Annotated in this window: 12 protein-coding genes and 1 tRNA gene; 4 read left to right on the top strand and 9 right to left on the bottom strand. The window is 64.6% G+C overall.

Annotation, left to right across the window (positions count from 1 at the left end; genetic code table 11):
• The first annotated feature begins 276 nt into the window (after nt 1-276).
• Nucleotides 277-1,581 carry an MFS transporter gene (locus AC3G7M_RS01275; protein ID WP_489213937.1) on the top strand — a complete coding sequence of 435 codons (1,305 nt, stop codon included), beginning with the start codon at nt 277-279 and terminating at the stop codon, nt 1,579-1,581.
• Here AC3G7M_RS01275 and AC3G7M_RS01270 read toward each other — a convergent pair.
• The 3 genes from AC3G7M_RS01270 to AC3G7M_RS01260 are packed head-to-tail and all read right to left on the bottom strand — an operon-like array spanning nt 1,578 to nt 6,702.
• Nucleotides 1,578-3,965, bottom strand: coding sequence for a hypothetical protein (locus tag AC3G7M_RS01270; RefSeq protein WP_489213936.1), 2,388 nt, complete (start codon nt 3,963-3,965; stop codon nt 1,578-1,580). The two genes, AC3G7M_RS01275 and AC3G7M_RS01270, sit on opposite strands and share 4 nt — an antisense overlap.
• Entirely contained in the window at nt 3,962-4,849 is an 888-nt protein-coding gene (locus AC3G7M_RS01265; protein WP_489213935.1) for an alpha/beta fold hydrolase, read from the bottom strand. The genes AC3G7M_RS01270 and AC3G7M_RS01265 overlap by 4 nt, the downstream gene beginning before the upstream one ends.
• On the bottom strand, nt 4,846-6,702 hold the full coding sequence (locus AC3G7M_RS01260) for a transglycosylase domain-containing protein (RefSeq protein WP_489213934.1): 1,857 nt from the start codon (nt 6,700-6,702) through the stop codon (nt 4,846-4,848). Before AC3G7M_RS01260 ends, AC3G7M_RS01265 begins: the two co-directional genes overlap by 4 nt.
• A gap of 230 nt (nt 6,703-6,932) precedes the next feature.
• Here AC3G7M_RS01260 and AC3G7M_RS01255 point away from each other — a divergent pair, with 230 nt between their 5' ends.
• A complete protein-coding gene (locus tag AC3G7M_RS01255) occupies nt 6,933-7,844 on the top strand; it encodes a 2-hydroxyacid dehydrogenase (RefSeq protein ID WP_489213933.1) in 912 nt (303 codons plus the stop codon).
• Between the two features lie 48 nt (nt 7,845-7,892).
• A tRNA-Leu gene (locus AC3G7M_RS01250) sits at nt 7,893-7,979 on the top strand.
• Between the two features lie 5 nt (nt 7,980-7,984).
• Here the strand turns inward: AC3G7M_RS01250 and AC3G7M_RS01245 are convergent.
• The 3 genes from AC3G7M_RS01245 to AC3G7M_RS01235 all read right to left on the bottom strand — a co-directional run bounded on the left by AC3G7M_RS01245 (nt 7,985) and on the right by AC3G7M_RS01235 (nt 11,849).
• Nucleotides 7,985-9,337: an APC family permease gene (locus AC3G7M_RS01245; protein ID WP_489213932.1), complete on the bottom strand. Its 1,353-nt coding sequence runs from the start codon at nt 9,335-9,337 to the stop codon at nt 7,985-7,987.
• A gap of 21 nt (nt 9,338-9,358) precedes the next feature.
• A complete protein-coding gene (locus AC3G7M_RS01240; RefSeq protein WP_489213931.1) occupies nt 9,359-10,243 on the bottom strand; it encodes a sugar phosphate isomerase/epimerase family protein in 885 nt (294 codons plus the stop codon).
• Nucleotides 10,244-10,367: 124 nt separating this feature from the next.
• A complete protein-coding gene (locus AC3G7M_RS01235) occupies nt 10,368-11,849 on the bottom strand; it encodes a mannitol dehydrogenase family protein (protein WP_489213930.1) in 1,482 nt (493 codons plus the stop codon).
• A gap of 114 nt (nt 11,850-11,963) precedes the next feature.
• On the opposite strand from AC3G7M_RS01235, the gene AC3G7M_RS01230 reads away from it, so the two are divergent.
• Complete coding sequence (locus AC3G7M_RS01230) at nt 11,964-12,746, top strand: SDR family oxidoreductase (RefSeq protein ID WP_489213929.1); 783 nt, start codon at nt 11,964-11,966, stop codon at nt 12,744-12,746.
• 40 nt (nt 12,747-12,786) lie between these two features.
• On the opposite strand, the gene AC3G7M_RS01225 is transcribed toward AC3G7M_RS01230, so the two are convergent.
• The 3 genes from AC3G7M_RS01225 to AC3G7M_RS01215 all read right to left on the bottom strand — a co-directional run bounded on the left by AC3G7M_RS01225 (nt 12,787) and on the right by AC3G7M_RS01215 (nt 15,220).
• Complete coding sequence (locus AC3G7M_RS01225; RefSeq protein WP_489213928.1) at nt 12,787-12,993, bottom strand: DUF2934 domain-containing protein; 207 nt, start codon at nt 12,991-12,993, stop codon at nt 12,787-12,789.
• 65 nt (nt 12,994-13,058) lie between these two features.
• Nucleotides 13,059-14,261, bottom strand: a complete 1,203-nt coding sequence (locus AC3G7M_RS01220; protein ID WP_489213927.1) for a multidrug effflux MFS transporter — start codon at nt 14,259-14,261, stop codon at nt 13,059-13,061.
• Between the two features lie 65 nt (nt 14,262-14,326).
• Nucleotides 14,327-15,220, bottom strand: coding sequence for an SMP-30/gluconolactonase/LRE family protein (locus AC3G7M_RS01215; protein WP_489213926.1), 894 nt, complete (start codon nt 15,218-15,220; stop codon nt 14,327-14,329).
• Nucleotides 15,221-15,327: the final 107 nt, after the last annotated feature.

Below are 15,327 nucleotides of genomic sequence, written 5' to 3'. Positions count from 1 at the left end.
GCCTCGGACGCGAAGATTCGGGCGGGTGCGGGATAGCGTTGTCACACTCGACCGGTACCGCTGGCCTGAGCAAAGGTCAACGACTTTTCGAAATTTCCACTAGATCATGGGGAAGGTTGATCGCCTTTCGTCCATATCTTGGGGTAAGAACCCTATTCACCCCCGCCTCTTGAGGCCAGGACGATCAAGGTTAACTGAAGATTCTGCGGCGGGCATCGAGTCCGGCCCGCTGATTGGGAGTTGAAGCGACCGATGCCTGCCACCGGATCTACCTCTATGCCTTTTCGTCCGACCGACTCGGCCGGAGGCGGAAGAGAGCGCCCCGCCGCCAGGACAGTCTTTGCCTGCGTGCTGGGCAATGCGCTCGAATTCTACGATTTCACGACCTACACGTTTTTCTCAGTCGCGATCGGCAAGAGCTTTTTCCCCACGCATGACCCGGTGATCTCGCTGCTGATTACGGTCGCGACCTTTGGCGTGGGCTTCTGCACCCGTCCGCTGGGCGGAATCGTCATCGGCGCTTTCGCCGATCATGCCGGCCGCAAGCCCGCCATGATGCTGACCATCGCCCTGATGGCGATCGGTATGCTGATGCTGGCTCTCACGCCGCCCTTCTCCGTCATCGGCTATGCGGCCCCTGTCATCGTGGTGGCCGCCCGTCTGTTGCAAGGTTTTGCGCTGGGGGGTGAGGTAGGGCCGGCGACGAGCTACCTGATCGAGGTGGCGCCGGATGACCGGCGCGGGCGGCTGGCCTCCTGGCAGATCGCGAGCCAAGGCTGTGCCCTGCTTGTGGCGGGCATCGTGGGATTCGCGCTCGCCCATTCCCTGTCTGAAACCGCGATGACGCAATGGGGCTGGCGTGTTGCGCTGCTGCTCGGCCTGCTGATCATTCCCGGCGGCCTCTATATCCGTCAGCACCTGCCAGAATCCATCCAGATCGGAGAAGCGCGGCGCCGTGAGAGCGCCTGGCGGGTGCTCGCCAACCTGCTGGCAGGCCATCCCCGGCCGCTGTTCCTCGGCCTGGTCGCCATCATGACCAGCACGATTTCCACCTATGTCGGCCTTTACATGACGACCTATGCCGAGACGGCGCTGAAGCTGAAGGCACCCTCCGCGATTACGGCGCCGCTGATCAGCGGCATCACCACCATTATCTTCGCCCTGGCAGGCGGCTGGCTGGCCGATCGTTACGGCCGCAAGGTCGTGATGCTCGTGCCGCGCATTCTGCTTGTCCTGGCGATCTATCCGGCTTTTCTGTTTCTCAATGGCCATCCCTCGATCATCACGCTGCTGCTGACGACGGGGCTCATGTCGGTGCTGGGCTCGCTGAGTTCGGCCGCGTTGATCGTGGCGATCCCGGAAATGCTGCCCGCCAGCGTGCGCGCTTCGGGCCTGTCCATCGCTTACGCTTTCGCTGTGACGGTCTTTGGCGGCACGACGCAATTCGTGCTGACCTGGCTGATCGGCGTCAGCCATGACCCGCTGTCGCCCGCCTGGTATATGATCGTCTCCGGCATTCTGGGCGTCATCGCCATGGCGCTGATGCCGGAAACCAAGGGCCGTCCCTTGCCGCGCAACTAAATCGCCGCTGCCTTGGCGCGGGGAAAACTGATCCAGGCGAGGCTATAGAGAAGCAGCGCGCCCAGGATCAGCCAGCGGAAGCCAAGCTCGGTCGCGATCAGATTGGCGAGTGGTGTGGCGATGACGGAGAAGGCGCCGTTGAGCGCCCAGGCCCAGGGCAGGAAGCCTGCGCCTGCCTTGCCCGCCTCGCCCAGTCCCATCGGGAAAGGCATGCCAAGGGCGAGCGACAGCGGCGCCAGCAGAACCAGCAGCATGGCCAGGCGGCAGGGCATCGGCCAGCCCAGCGTCGCGAGCATGATGGCAGGCAGCGCCACCAGCGTCAGCGCCAGCAGGGCCAGGATGACGCACCAGGCGAGGCGGAGGCGCAGGCGGTTCGCCGCCATGCTGCCGAGGCCTGAGAAAATCAGCATGCCCGACAGCACCAGCGCGAAGGCTGTGGTGACGTCGTCGAGATAGAGGCTCGCCTCGCCGATCAGAGCGATTTCGACAAATAGATAGCCGAGCCCGAGCACCGGAAAATAGAGCAGGGCCCGGCCGATCGGTGCGCCTGCAGTGCCGATGCGGCGTGGTGCGGCGAGGGGCAGCAGCAGCACGGCCAGGGCGATCACGAAAGCCTGCGCCAGCACGGCGATATTGATCAGCGGGCCCAGTTCCTGCTGCGGCAGGATTTCAAGCCGCTTGAGGATGGTGCCGAGATGGTCCAGGCGCAGGATGTCGAAGAACATCGGCCGGTCCAGGGTTGCCGGCCGCAGGTCGAACTCCCGCGCGGATTGGGTGGGCTGGCCCTGGATGACGGCGACGGCCTCGTCGGCGATCGAATCATCGGCCTGGCCGCCCGTCTCCACCTCACCCTTTGAGAAGGAGATGGCGGGAAGGTCGTTGTAGATGTCGTCGCGCAGAGAGGCGACATCGATGCCCGGAAAATAGGAGACATCGAAAGAACGGTCGTCGCAGAATTTGCGCAACGCTTTGATCTGCGCGGCATCGAATGGCGAGGACGCAATCAGCAGCCGCACATTCCAGGCCGAGCGGTAGACGATGACATGCGCGCCCGGATCGCGGACGCCGGCCGCGAGCAGACCGGCGCGGACGGTCGCCAGCATGCGCAGCGCATAGACGGGAAAATCGCGGATTGAGACGGGGATCGAAATCATGCCCGTGGGGCTCAGGGCATGCAGATAGAGCGCGATGGCGCCCGCGGTGAAGGCCGTGGCATCGGCCGGATCGGCGCCGAGGAAATTGTCGGAGAGTTCGATCAGATCGAAGCGGCCCGGTGCCGCGTCCGAGACCAGGGCGAGCGGGCTTTCGCCGCTGACGGTGACATCGGATTGGGGCTGTTGCTGCAGGGCCTGACGAAGGACGGGTTCCGGCTCATCGGCCAGGACGGCGCCGGCGCCCAGCGCCTTTGCCTGGGCGGCAGCCCAGCCGCCTTCGTCGCCGATCACCAGCACGCGCGGATGGTCGAGCAGCTCGTAAGGGGCGGCGGCGAGCGTGCCGGGGGCGTAGCCCACATCCAGCTTGCCGGGACGGGGAATGGCGGCGATGCGGCTGCCGTCGCGATACAGCCCAAGCGTCCGCGGCGGCCCCGGCAGATGCATCATCGCGCTGTCATTCGACAGGTCGGTGTCGACGCGTTCGGTGAAATCGTCGAGCAGCGTATAGACGCCGCGCGGCGACAGGACCTGCTGGCGGATGGCGGCCCCCGGCGTGTGCAGCGGCGCATAGATCGGCTTGAACTGGTTATAGTCGGCGACATCACCCGCGATGAGCAGTGCTTCCCCCGCAATCAGGCACAGCCCGGCGGCAATAATGGCGCCGAGGCGGTGAGCGCCGCGTGGCACGAACAGCGCCATCGCGGCCAGCGGCAGCAGTAGCGCCGGGATCAGCCTGAAGGGATGCAAAGCGGCCATCAGCGCCAGCACGAGCAAAGCGCCCAGGCCGGCGCCGCAAAGATCGAAGGCATAGACGCGCGTGGTGCGGGACGGCGCCATCACGAAACACAGGCTGATGAACAGGCCGGTGAGAAAAAAGAAGGGCAGCAGCTCCAGATAATAGAGGCCGATATCGAGGATCTGTGGCGTGATGGTGACCGGGTTCTGCAATTGCAACGGATTGAACGGGTTGCGAATGGCGGCCGCATAGCCCAGCGCCGCCGACAGGATCAGCAGCCCCGGCAGGAAGGCAAAGAGTTTGGCACTGTGCCGCTCCAGCCACGGCCGCAGCAGCGCGACCGCGACCCCGCTGAGGGCGAAGCCCGCCATCACGATCGAAATGACCCAGTAGCCATATTCGGACCAGGAGGCGACGGCGAAATAGCGCGTGAGCGCGATCTCGATGCCGGTGGAGGCAAGCGAGACAAGAAGCAGAGGCAGCAGGAAGGTCACGTCCAAACTTTCTGGCGCAGGAAATTCGCGAGTACGGCGTTGAAGCGGGCGGCGTCGTCCACGAACAAGGCATGGCCGGCGTCGTCAAAGAGAACGCATTCGGCGTCCGGGTCGTTTCGGGCCAGATTGGCAGCCTGGCCGGATAGATGCGGCCGCACGCAATAGAGGATAGGCACGCCCGCGGCATAGACGGCATTGCGCCAGAAGATGCGCGGCACCTGGTAATTGAGCAGCGCGCGGGCCGCGGGTTCGGGCGTGATCAGGCAGGTAGCCGTCAGCCGGTCGAGATAGGCCTGGGATTGCGGTGTGCGGAACATGCCGCGCACGAAGGCGCGCATGCGCGTGGGATAGGGCAGGGGCTTATGATAGCGCCCGCGTGGCTCAGGCTCGGCGCGCGGCGGGGGATTTTCCCCAATCGAATTGTCGATCAGGACAAGCGCGGACAGCCTGCCGCCGCCATGGGCGGCGACATAGGCCAGACTGTCGAGCACGCCAAGCGACCAGCCGACGAGGACGACTTTCCGCTGGCCGATAACGGCCAGCAGTTCCGCGATATCCTGGCCGCGCCGCTCGGCCGTATAGCCGCTGGCGGGAATTTCGGAATCGCCCTGACCGCGCGGGTCGAGTGCGATGACACGGCAATAGCGCGCGAAATAGGTGAGCTGGGGGGAGAAGATCCATCCCGGCATGGTCCAGCCGGGAATGAAGACCAGAACATGGTCGGACCCGGCGCCGCTTGCCGGCATGGCGTCGATATAGTGGAGATTGACCCCATCGCTGGTGCGGAAACTCCGGCTGGCACCGACGAAGGCAGGCGCGGCGACCGCTGCGGTGGTGGTGGCCGGCAGGGCGGCGAGGCCGCTGAGCAGCGTGCGGCGCCTCATTGACCTGTCACCGCCAGGGCGACGTTGTGGAACAGGGCCGCCGGCAGGCTGCCGCCCGTCGTGGTCTTGGACATCGGGCTATTGTCGTCATTGCCGATCCAGACGCCGATGACCTGGCCGTCGACGCCACCGATGAACCAGGCATCCCGGCTTGACTGCGTGGTGCCGGTTTTGCCGCCGACATAGTAGCCGGGCACGGCGGCAGCGGTGGCCGTGCCGTAGGACACGACGGCGCCCAGCATCTGCCGCATCTTCGCCGCCAGATCGGCGCTGATCACGGGCGTGGGTCCCAGCGGCGGGGCGACCAGATCATGCCCGTCCGCATAAAGCCCCGTAATGCCATGCGGCACCACGCGGCGGCCGCCGTTGAAGAAGGTGGCATAGGCGCCGGTCATCTCCAGCAATCCGACGCTCGCGGTGCCCAAGGCAAGCGTCGCATTATCGGGCAGGGCATCGGTAATGCCGAGCCGGCGGGCGACGGTCCCGACCGTCTCAGGGCCGCCGGCTTTCAGCAGCAGGCGGACGGCGACGGTATTGAGCGACAGGGCCAGCCCCTCGGTCATCGTCACCGGACCGCGGTAGCGACGCTCGAAATCCTGCGGCTGCCAATTGCCGATGCGGACCGGGCCATCCAGCACCATATCGGTCGGCTGCATACCGGCCTGAAGGGCGGCCAGCCAGACGAAGGGCTTGAAGCTGGACCCTGCCTGGCGGCGCGCGAGCACGGCGCGGTTGAAGAAATCATGCCCGCCGCCCGAGCCACCGACCATGGCGCGAACGGCGCCGGTCGCCGCATCCATCACCACGACCGCGCCCTGATGGGCATTGGCCGCCATGCCGGGCCCGGCCAGAATATCGGTCAGCGCGGCTTGTGCTGCCGATTGCAGCTTGGGGTCGAAGGTCGTCGCCAGTTTGGAATCGGTATCGGCTGGGATCATCGGGCCCGCCTGCTGCGCTGCCCAGGACGAGAACCAGTAGTCGCCGCTGACCGCATGCGGCGCGAAGCTGATCGCAGCCGCTGCCGACGTCGCCTGATCCTGGGTGATGTAGCCGGAGCGGACCATGGCGGCGAGCACTTCCTTCGTGCGCGCGGTGGCCGCACTCTGGTCCGCCAGCGGATTGAAGCGCGACGGGGCGCGCGGCAGGCCGGCCAGCATCGCCGCCTGCCAAAGGTTCAACTGGCTTGCGGGAACGCCGAAATAGGTCAGCGCTGCGGCATCCATGCCCCAGGCGCCGGCGCCGAGATAAACGCGGTTGAGGTAGATCTCCAGGATCTCGCTGGGCGTGAAATGATGCGTCAGCCATAGCGTCAGCAGCAGTTCCTGCATCTTGCGGCGGAAGGTGCGCGCATTGCTGAGGAACAGCGTCTTGGCGACCTGCTGGGTGAGCGTCGAGCCACCCTGCACGACATGCCCGGCCAGCAGATCAACAACGGTCGCGCGCGCCATGCCGAGGAAATCGAGCCCGCCATGCTCCCAAAAGCGCCGGTCTTCTACAGCGACCACGGCTTCCGGCAGATAGGGCGGCACGGTCTTGAGCGTCAGGATCTGCCCTGAGAGATCTCCGAAATGGGTGAATAGCCTTCCGTTCATATCCGTCAGCACGAGAGACGGGCGGCGGAGCGTGGCGGTGCCGGCGGAGGGTTTCGGCAGGTCCCAGGTGAACCACAGGAGCAGCAGGGCGACAGCGAGGCCGCCCCAGACACCGAGCAAAATGCTCCATTTGAGAAGGCGCAGGGCCAGACGCGTGCGTCCGCTGCCCGCGCGCCGCAGCCGCTTTGGCTGGGGGGCGGGGGCCTCGTAGTCGATCGCCTCCATGGCCTCGAAGGGTCGCGTCGCAAAACGCGGCGGCACATAAGGCGCATGAGCGTAAGGAGCGGGAACATACTCCACCTCGGGCGTGCCGGACGGAGATGGGCCAATCGCTCCCGAGTTTATGTTGAACATGAAGGAAGCGCGCTATTACCCGGATGTATCGTGAAAGATGTGGGGCAAGCGTCCCAAGCAGTCAATAAAAAGCCGGCCTCTTGCCGAAAACGTCACGACGACGCAGCCTGTCCCCGCATTGTGATCGGGAGACGGGCATGAAGGGCATCTATGCAGATGCGAGCGGCGGTCTGGCGGAGGTTTTCGCGCGGGTGTACCGGGCGGATGACCCGCATGTGACGGTGCATGAGCATGACGTGATCCAGCCGGAGCAGATGCCCGGCCTCTATTCGGGTCACGACTTCATGCTCAATGACCATACCTTTCTGCCGACTGAGGCGATGGCCCAGGTCCAGGGGCTGAAGCACATCATTTTCCTCGGCACCGGCGCCCGCTCCTACATGGATGTCGAAGGCATCGAGGCGCTGGGACTGCAGGTCCATACCATCCGCGGCTATGGCGACACGGCGGTGGGTGAGCATGCGATTGCCCTGATGTGGGCCGCGGCGCGCAATATCGCCTTTCTTGACCGCAGCGTGCGCGCGGGCGGCTGGCCGCGCGGCGGCGGCATTCAGCTCACCGGCAAGACGCTGGGCCTTTACGGCTTCGGCGGTATCGCGGCCGAAGTGGCCCGTATCGCCGTCGGCTCCGGCATGCGCGTCATCGCCTGGAATCGTACGCCGCGGAGCTATCCCGGCGTCGAATTCGTCGATCTGCCGGCGCTGCTGGCGCAAAGCGATGTGCTCTCGCTGCATCTTCTGCTGACGGACGAGACGCGCCACAGCCTCAATGCGGATCGGATTGCCGGCATGAAGCCGGGGGCAATCCTGGTGAACACGGCGCGGGCCGGTGTCGTCGATACCGCGGCGATGATCGCGGCGCTGCAGTCAGGCCATATTCGCCATGCGGCCCTCGACGTCTTTGACAGCGAGCCGCTGCCAGCGGGTGACGTGCTGACGACGCTGCCGAATGTAACGCTCACCTCCCATGATGCGTTCAACACGCCGGAGGCATCGGAAAATCTCGTGCGGATGGGGCTGGATATCGCCAAGCGCCTCGCTCAAGGCTAAAGAGGGGAAACGGGGCGCGACCAGAGGCGGCAGCGCCCCGTTATGGATGTGGACGTGGCGGAACCGGTAGACGCAGCAGACTTAAAATCTGCCTCCCAGTAGGGAGTGCGGGTTCGATCCCCGCCGTCCGCACCAGCTTTTCACTCGGCCTCTAGCGCGTAGCGACTAAGGTCGGGACGGAAGGCAAGGATGCCAAGTCCCAGCAGCAGATAGATGGCGACGACGTAAGGCCACAGGTTTCCGGGGAAGGCTGGCACCGGATAGACCGAATTATACAGCGGCCACAGCATGAAGATCACGCCCAGCACGCCGAACAGCGCCCAGACCGGGCTCTTTTGCTGCAAGGCATAGCGCCCGGCGGAGGCCGCTACCCCGACATAGACGAGAATGAGCGCGAGCACGCCTATTGTGCCCATATCGCCATAGTAATCATTGGCGCCCACCTGGGGCGCCCAGATCAGCGCGGCTGCCAGCATCATCAGGCCGACGGCGAGCACTGATCGGCTGGGCGTGCCGTATGTCGGGTGGGCCACGCCGAGCGCCGGTGCCAGGCCGGCGCGGCCAAGCGAGAACAGCATGCGCGCCGCCGAACTGACGCAGGCCAATACGCAGGATAAGGCGGAAATCGCGGTCGCAATGTCGAGAACGGTCGCGAAATCACGGGAGCCGTATTTCAGCGCGAGCGTGTTGAGCGGGGCCGCGGCATTCGTGAGGCCTTTCATATCGTCCAGCCCGAATCCGATGACCTGCGTATAGGCCGCGAAAACATAGAAGAGGCCGGCCCCGATCACCGTGCTGATGACGGCGATCGGAATGGCGCGGGCGGGTTGCGCCGCCTCTTCACCGAGTGTCGTGGCACTCTCGAAACCCGCGAAGGAGAGGACGGCGAAAACCAGCGCATAGCCGATGCCGGACCAGCCGAAATGCTGATCGGGCAGAAAGGGCGTGACCGGCAGGCCACTGGTCCTTGCCACTGCAACCAGAATAAAAATGCCGAGCACGATAATGGCGAGAACCGAAACGCCCTCCAGCGCCAGCATCAGCCGGGTCGCAAGTTTCATGTCCCGATAAGCGAATATCATGCCGAGGATAATCGCGAGCGTGCCATGCAGGACCCAAAGATGCGGCAGACCGAGATTGTAATTTCCGAGGGCTGCATCGAGGAAACTGCCGACCAGGACAGCGATGCCGGTGCCGAAGGTCAGATAGGTCAGAAGCAGCGCCCAGCCGGCGACGAAGCCCGCGCGGGCGCCGAATTCCTGCCGGATATAGGCATAGGCCGAGCCGGCGGTCGCGACCCGGCGGGCAAAAGCGACGAAGCACAGGCCGACGACGATCAGGCCGGGAATGCTGAGGGCGAAAGCGAGGGGAGCGGCCACCCCGGCGGCGCCGGCCGTCAGGGTGACATTGAAAGCCATGGCGGTTGTCGGCGCGATCATCGAAAGGGAGAGGCCGATGACCTCCACAAGACCCAGATTGCGGCGCAGCGCCATGACAGTCTCATCCCGGGATAGTTACGGTGTCCGCGTGATCTTGCGGCGGCGGGCGGCACTTTCCAAGTGGTCGGTGATGAAGGCGCGGGCATGGTGTGCCAGCGCTACGTTATCGTCCCAGGTATTGCGCCAGATGCCGGTGATGATCGACAGATCGCGGTCGACGACGGCGGAGGAGAAGGATTCGAACGTAATCGTGTCCTTGTAGCCGTTGTCGAGCAGGGCATCGAAGATCGGCGCATAGTCGATGGTGCCGGCGCCCAGGTAGCCGCGATTGCTTTCGCCGACATGGAAATAGCCAAGCCGGTCACCGGCGGCGCGAATGGCGTCAGCCGGGTTCGCTTCCTCGATATTCATGTGGAAGGTGTCGAGATGAAGATAGACATTATCCTCCCCGATCTCCTCGATGAAGGCCAGCCCCTGGGCGGTGGTATTGAGCAGATTGCTCTCGAAACGATTGACGATTTCCAGATTGATGGTGACGCCGGCTTCCCGCCCGTAGCGCGCGACGCGGCGCAGCGTGTCGATGCTGTTGCGGCGGCCGGCCGCACTCGGCAGCGACATGTATTTGCCATGCGCTGAGAACAGGATGCCGCCGAGCTTGGTGGCACCCAGATCCCGCGCCACGGAGACAGCTTCGCGCAGAACGGCTTCGCCGCTGGCCACGATATCAGCGTCCTCGCTGGAAATATCATGCGCCGGCTGCAGGCCCATCGTCACCGCGATGCCCATCTTCTGGGCGGCGAGCGCCCGGGCGAAGGCCGGGACGTCGAATTTGCGGGGGTCGAGCCGAGGAAATTCGATCAGGCTGTATCCCGTCTCTACCGAGCGTTCGAGCGACCGGTTGAGATCATCGGGTGTGGACCCGCCTGACCAAACAAAGGCGTGAATGCCCAAAGGATTCATGGACGTAAGCTCCCCTGGCCGGCGTCTTTTGGTGCGCCGGCTGTTCTTGGTTGTGGCGCGACCGGCCCTGAAACGAAAAAGGCCCGGGACATCGCCCTGGGCCTGATCCTGAAACGATACCGGCCTAGGCGGCAAGTATGTCTTTCAGCGTGGCAAGTGTGCCGCGGTTGGCGATCGAGTCCCGGTAGGTCTGGAAGGTCGCCACAAAGGCTGCGTGACGCTCCATCCCCAGTCCCGCGAAGATCGGAAGGGACAGAAAGATCAGCGGATCAGGGTTGGCGGCGGTGGCCCGCTCGGCGGCCGTGAGGCGCGGCTCAGGCGTGTGGAACTGCTCGCCCTTGTCGTCGATGCCGCCCAGGCAGCGGGCGAAGGCCGCGATGAGGAAGGCGAGCCGGCGGAAATCGCCGCCCTCTGCCAGCACGCTGCGGATGGTATCGCCGGAAAAGATCGGAATGCGTGAGGCGCCGTCGGTCGCGATGCGGATGGTCTGGTCGCGCGTCGCCGGGTTGGAATAGCGCTCCATCAGCTTGTCCCGATAGCCCTCCAGGGACATGCCGGCGGGTGCCGTCAGCAGCGGGATGACATCCTTGTTCCAGAAATCGAACAGCAGCTGGGCAATGGCCGGATCAGCCACCGTGTCATGCACCAGACGATAGCCGGCGATGGTGCCGGGGAAGGCCAGCATGCTGTGCGAGGAATTGAGCATGCGCAGCTTGATTTGTTCATAGGCCCAGACGTCCTCGGTGACCTGCGCGCCGGCGCGTTCATAGGTCGGACGACTGTCACGGAAATGGTCCTGCATCACCCACTGGATGAAGTCTTCACAGAAAACCGGAATCTCATCCGCGATGCCGCTGGCAGCGTTCAGACGCTCCCGGTCGGCATCCGACGTTGCCGGGGTGATGCGGTCGACCATGCTGTTGGGGAAGTCGATTTCCGCTTCCATCCAATCGGCGAGACCCGGGTCGCGGGCGCGGGCGAAGCCGATGAAAGCGATCTTGGCGACATCGCCGTTGTGGCGGAGATTGTCGCAGGACTGGATGGTGAAAGGCGCCAGGCCAGACGCGCGGCGGCGGCTCAGCGCCTCGGCGACATAGCCAAAGGCCGTGCGCGGGCGGGTGGGGTTGGCCAGATCATGCACGATATCCGGCGCGCCCAGCCTGAAGGCGTGGGTTTCGTCGTCGATATTGTAGCCGCCCTCGGTCAAAGTCATTGAGACGATGCGGATGGCCGGGTCGCACAGCTTGGCGAAGACCGCTTCTGGATCGTCGGGGGCGAAGAGGTATTCGACGATCGAGCCGATGACGTGGATCTCGGGCTCACCCTGCGGCGGGCAGACGGTGAGCGTGTAGAGGCAATCCTGGCGCGGAAACGAGGCCGCCTTGGCGCGCTCGCGCGGGTCGTCCATCAATCCCACGCCGCAGATCGCCCAATCGTCATGGCCGCCACCGGCGATCAGCTGGTCCAGATAGACCGCCTGATGAGCGCGGTGGAAATTGCCCACGCTGAAGTGAAGAATCCCGGCCGTCAGGCGAGAGCGATCATAGCCCGCCCAGGTGACGCCAGGCGGCAGCGCGCTCAGCGCGGCATTGCTGAGTTTAATCATGGACTTCTCCCAAAACGGTCCGTCTTGTTCGGCGATTGCAGTCAGGGCCGGTCTTGCTGCGGGCCCTCATCCTGCAGCAATACCGTCTGCCAGCAATTTGGAGAAGGCATTCTCATGGATTTAGACCTCAAAGGGCGGCGAGCGATTGTTTGCGCTGCGAGCAAAGGCCTGGGTCGGGCTTGCGCGGTCGCTCTGGCCCGCGAGGGCGTCGAAGTTACAATTACAGGTCGGGATGCCGACACGCTTCTGCAAGCGGCGCGGGCAATTGCCCATGAGACGGGCGGTCGCGTGAATATTGCGCCAGGCGATATCACGACTGAGGCTGGGCGCGCGGCTGCCCTCTCGGTTTGCACCGATCCAGACATTCTTGTGAACAATGCCGGCGGTCCGCCGCCGGGCGACTTCCGCAACTGGACGCGGGACGATTGGCTGCGCGCCATCGACGCCAATATGCTGTCGCCCATCGCCATGATGAAAGCTGTGGTGGATGGCATGATCGGCCGGCGCTTCGGCCGCATCGTCAACATCACCTCGGCCTCGGTCAAATCCCCGATCCCGACGCTTGGCATGAGCAACGGCGCGCGCGCTGGACTCACGGGCTTCGTCGGCGGCCTGGCCCGCCAAGTCGCGCGCCATAACGTGACGATCAACAATCTGCTGCCGGGTCCCTTCGTCACGGACCGGCTGCGTTCGACGATGGACGGTGCAGCCAAGCATGCCGGCCGGTCGGTGGTGGAGGAGATAGCGCTGCGGGCGCAGCAGAACCCGACCGGCCGATTCGGGGAGCCGGAGGAATTCGGCCGCGCCTGTGCTTTCCTCTGTTCGGCCCATGCTGGCTACATTGTCGGGCAAAACCTGCTGCTCGACGGTGGCGCCTTCAATTCGACAATGGGGTGATCATAGAAAAGGCGCCCCACGGGCGCCTTTTCAGGCAATCTTATGGGTTAAAGGAGGGCGGGTCGCTGGCCGGAAAGCTGTCCGCACTCTCGCGATCGACCGCGTCGTCCGCACTATCATCCACGATCTGTTCGGCGCGCAGCCAGAATTCATGGTCGCGACCCTCGGGGTAGCCTTCCTGTTCCCATAGCCCATAGGCTGTTTCGCGAATGCGCTGCAGGCGATCTTCGTCTTCAGTCCCAGACATGGCCACCTTTTCCTTTTTATCGCTGGGGAGCGAGGAAGCAGAGATCGCGTTGCGCGGTTCTGGCTTCAAGAGTGGCGGGCGGTTGACGGCACCAATTTCACGAAGATGTACCAGACAGCGAAGCCGCCGCAGGCAACGAGGGCAATCGCGCCGGCCATGGGGCGCGCGGTGCCGTCGGACGCCAGGCTCATCAGCGCCGTCGTCACGGAACTCATAGTGAATTCAAGACCGACCCCTAAGGCGGCGGCCGCGCCGGCGGTCGCGCCAAAGGGCTCCATCGCCGTCAGAAAGGCCGGTCCCATGATGAGGCCGAGGCAGAAGAAGAGCGTGATCGTCAGGGCGACAAAGGGCCAGAGCAGGGTCATGCCCGAAAACACCAGGATGGCTAGCAGAAGCCCGGCCGCGGCCGCGGCGGCGGTCGCACCGCCCAGCAGCTGGCGCGCGCCGAAACGGCGCATCATCGGCGCGTTGAACTGACTGATGCCGATCAGCGCCATGGCATGCACCGCGAAGACCATGCCGTAGAGGGTCGGCGCCAAGTGATGCAGCGTGACGAAGACGAAGGGCGAGCCTGAGATGAAGGAAAACAGCACGCTCTGCGCGCTGCCCGCTATGAGGATGGGCAGGATGAAAATGCGCTGCCGCAGCAGCCTGACATAGGTGGTGAGAATGCTGAGCAGCCGTCCGCTGACGCGGCGCTCAGGGGGCAGCGTTTCGGGCAGCATGCGCCAGATCATGACCATCACCAGTGCGGCGATCACGATCAGGATGACGAAGTTCAGGCGCCACGACAGGTATTGCACTACCAGGCCGCCCAGGACGGGCGCCAGAATCGGTGACACGCTGAGCGCCAGCATCGCGAGCGACAGCAGCTTTGCGGCATCCGGGCCGGTATATTCGTCGCGCACGATCGCCATGGGAATGACGGCGGTCGCGGCGGCACCCAGTCCCTGCAGGAAGCGCGAGAGGATGAGAATCTGAATGGTCGGTGCGAAAGCCGCACCCACGGAAGCGATGATAAAGATGATCAGGCCGACATAGCTTGGCCGCTTGCGGCCAAACGTATCGGAGACCGGGCCATAGATGACCTGGCCCAAAGCAAGCGCCACAAAGAAGCTGGTCATGCTGAGCTGCACGGTGCCAGGATCGGTATGCAGCTCTCGCGCAATCGCGGCGAAACCCGGAATATACATGTCAATCGCGAAGGCGCCGACGGCGATCGTCAGCCCAAGCACGACCGCTCGGCGGTAAAGCGCGGAGCCGGCCATAGTCAAACCTCATTGTCCTTGGCTGCGGCCGGGATGTGCCGCAACGCAGCAATAGGCGTTTTGGCTTAGGCCGCAAACCCCGCAGGATGGGCAGCAAGCCCAGGAACGCCGGGGGTGGCGATGAACAGCGCACCTGCCAGCGGCTCGGCATCGCGTTGATAGGCGGCGGTGGTGATGACAAGCTGGTCCAGGGCTGGTCCCGCGAAAGTGCAGGAGGTGACGCGCGAGACGGGCAGGGCGATGGCGCGGTCGCGCGCGCCCGCTGGCGTAAAGCGGGTTACCCGGCCGCCGTCCCAGTGGCAGACCCAGAGACCGCCTTCGGCATCGCAGGTCATGCCATCGGGGTAGCCGTCCGCCTCGGTAAAGCGGATATGTACGCGCTTGCCCGTCAGACTGCCGTCGGGGCTGCGGTCAAAGGCGTAGATGGTCCGCGATGCGGAATCGGTGTGATACAGGGTGCGGCCGTCGGGACTGACCGCGGGGCCATTGCTGACCGTATAGTCCTGGTCGAGATGGGCGATGCTGCCGTCAGCATGCAGCAGATGGAAATGGCCGGTCGGGGCTTCCTCGGCGTCATCCATGGTGCCGAAATAGATCCGGCCCTCGGCATCCGCTTTGGCATCATTCAGACGCAGGCCCGGCGGGAATTCGCCCGGCCAGGCCAAGTGGTGCAGAATCTCGACCGGTTCGCCCGCCACGAGCCGAATGACGACGATCCCCCGCTCTAATCCGACCATAAAGCGATCCGGCTGTGACGTTTCAATGATCCAGCAGGGCCGGTGCTCCATCTGCCATTCCGCGATGGAGCCGCCATCCAGGGCGCAGGAGAGGATGCGGCGGCCCCGAATATCGACGAAGATGATTCGCCCCAGCCGCGCCGACCACAGGGGGCCTTCGCCCAAGACGGCCCGGCCGGTCCAGATCGGTGTCGCTGCAAGCAATGACGGGTCGCGGCTCATATACAATTCCTCCGGCAGGGACGGGTCGATCGGCGGGCAGCCGTGCGGCACTGCGGGTCCACCCGCTGTTTCTTGATCCGCATCAGCGGTTTATAGGAACGAGATAG

This window comes from Acidisoma sibiricum (assembly GCF_057837225.1).
Note: the sequence above shows the minus strand (reverse complement) of the source record. Positions and strands in the feature narration are given on the sequence as shown.

Bases quoted from the DNA above. Each gene is read 5' to 3' on its own strand.
- AC3G7M_RS01275 (WP_489213937.1), top strand. From the start codon at position 277: ATGCCTTTTCGTCCGACCGACTCGGCCGGAGGCGGAAGAGAGCGCCCC.
- AC3G7M_RS01265 (WP_489213935.1), bottom strand. From the start codon at position 4,849: ATGAGGCGCCGCACGCTGCTCAGCGGCCTCGCCGCCCTGCCGGCCACC.
- AC3G7M_RS01255 (WP_489213933.1), top strand. From the start codon at position 6,933: ATGAAGGGCATCTATGCAGATGCGAGCGGCGGTCTGGCGGAGGTTTTC.
- AC3G7M_RS01245 (WP_489213932.1), bottom strand. From the start codon at position 9,337: ATGGCGCTGCGCCGCAATCTGGGTCTTGTGGAGGTCATCGGCCTCTCC.
- AC3G7M_RS01240 (WP_489213931.1), bottom strand. From the start codon at position 10,243: ATGAATCCTTTGGGCATTCACGCCTTTGTTTGGTCAGGCGGGTCCACA.
- AC3G7M_RS01235 (WP_489213930.1), bottom strand. From the start codon at position 11,849: ATGATTAAACTCAGCAATGCCGCGCTGAGCGCGCTGCCGCCTGGCGTC.
- AC3G7M_RS01230 (WP_489213929.1), top strand. From the start codon at position 11,964: ATGGATTTAGACCTCAAAGGGCGGCGAGCGATTGTTTGCGCTGCGAGC.
- AC3G7M_RS01225 (WP_489213928.1), bottom strand. From the start codon at position 12,993: ATGTCTGGGACTGAAGACGAAGATCGCCTGCAGCGCATTCGCGAAACA.
- AC3G7M_RS01220 (WP_489213927.1), bottom strand. From the start codon at position 14,261: ATGGCCGGCTCCGCGCTTTACCGCCGAGCGGTCGTGCTTGGGCTGACG.
- AC3G7M_RS01215 (WP_489213926.1), bottom strand. From the start codon at position 15,220: ATGAGCCGCGACCCGTCATTGCTTGCAGCGACACCGATCTGGACCGGC.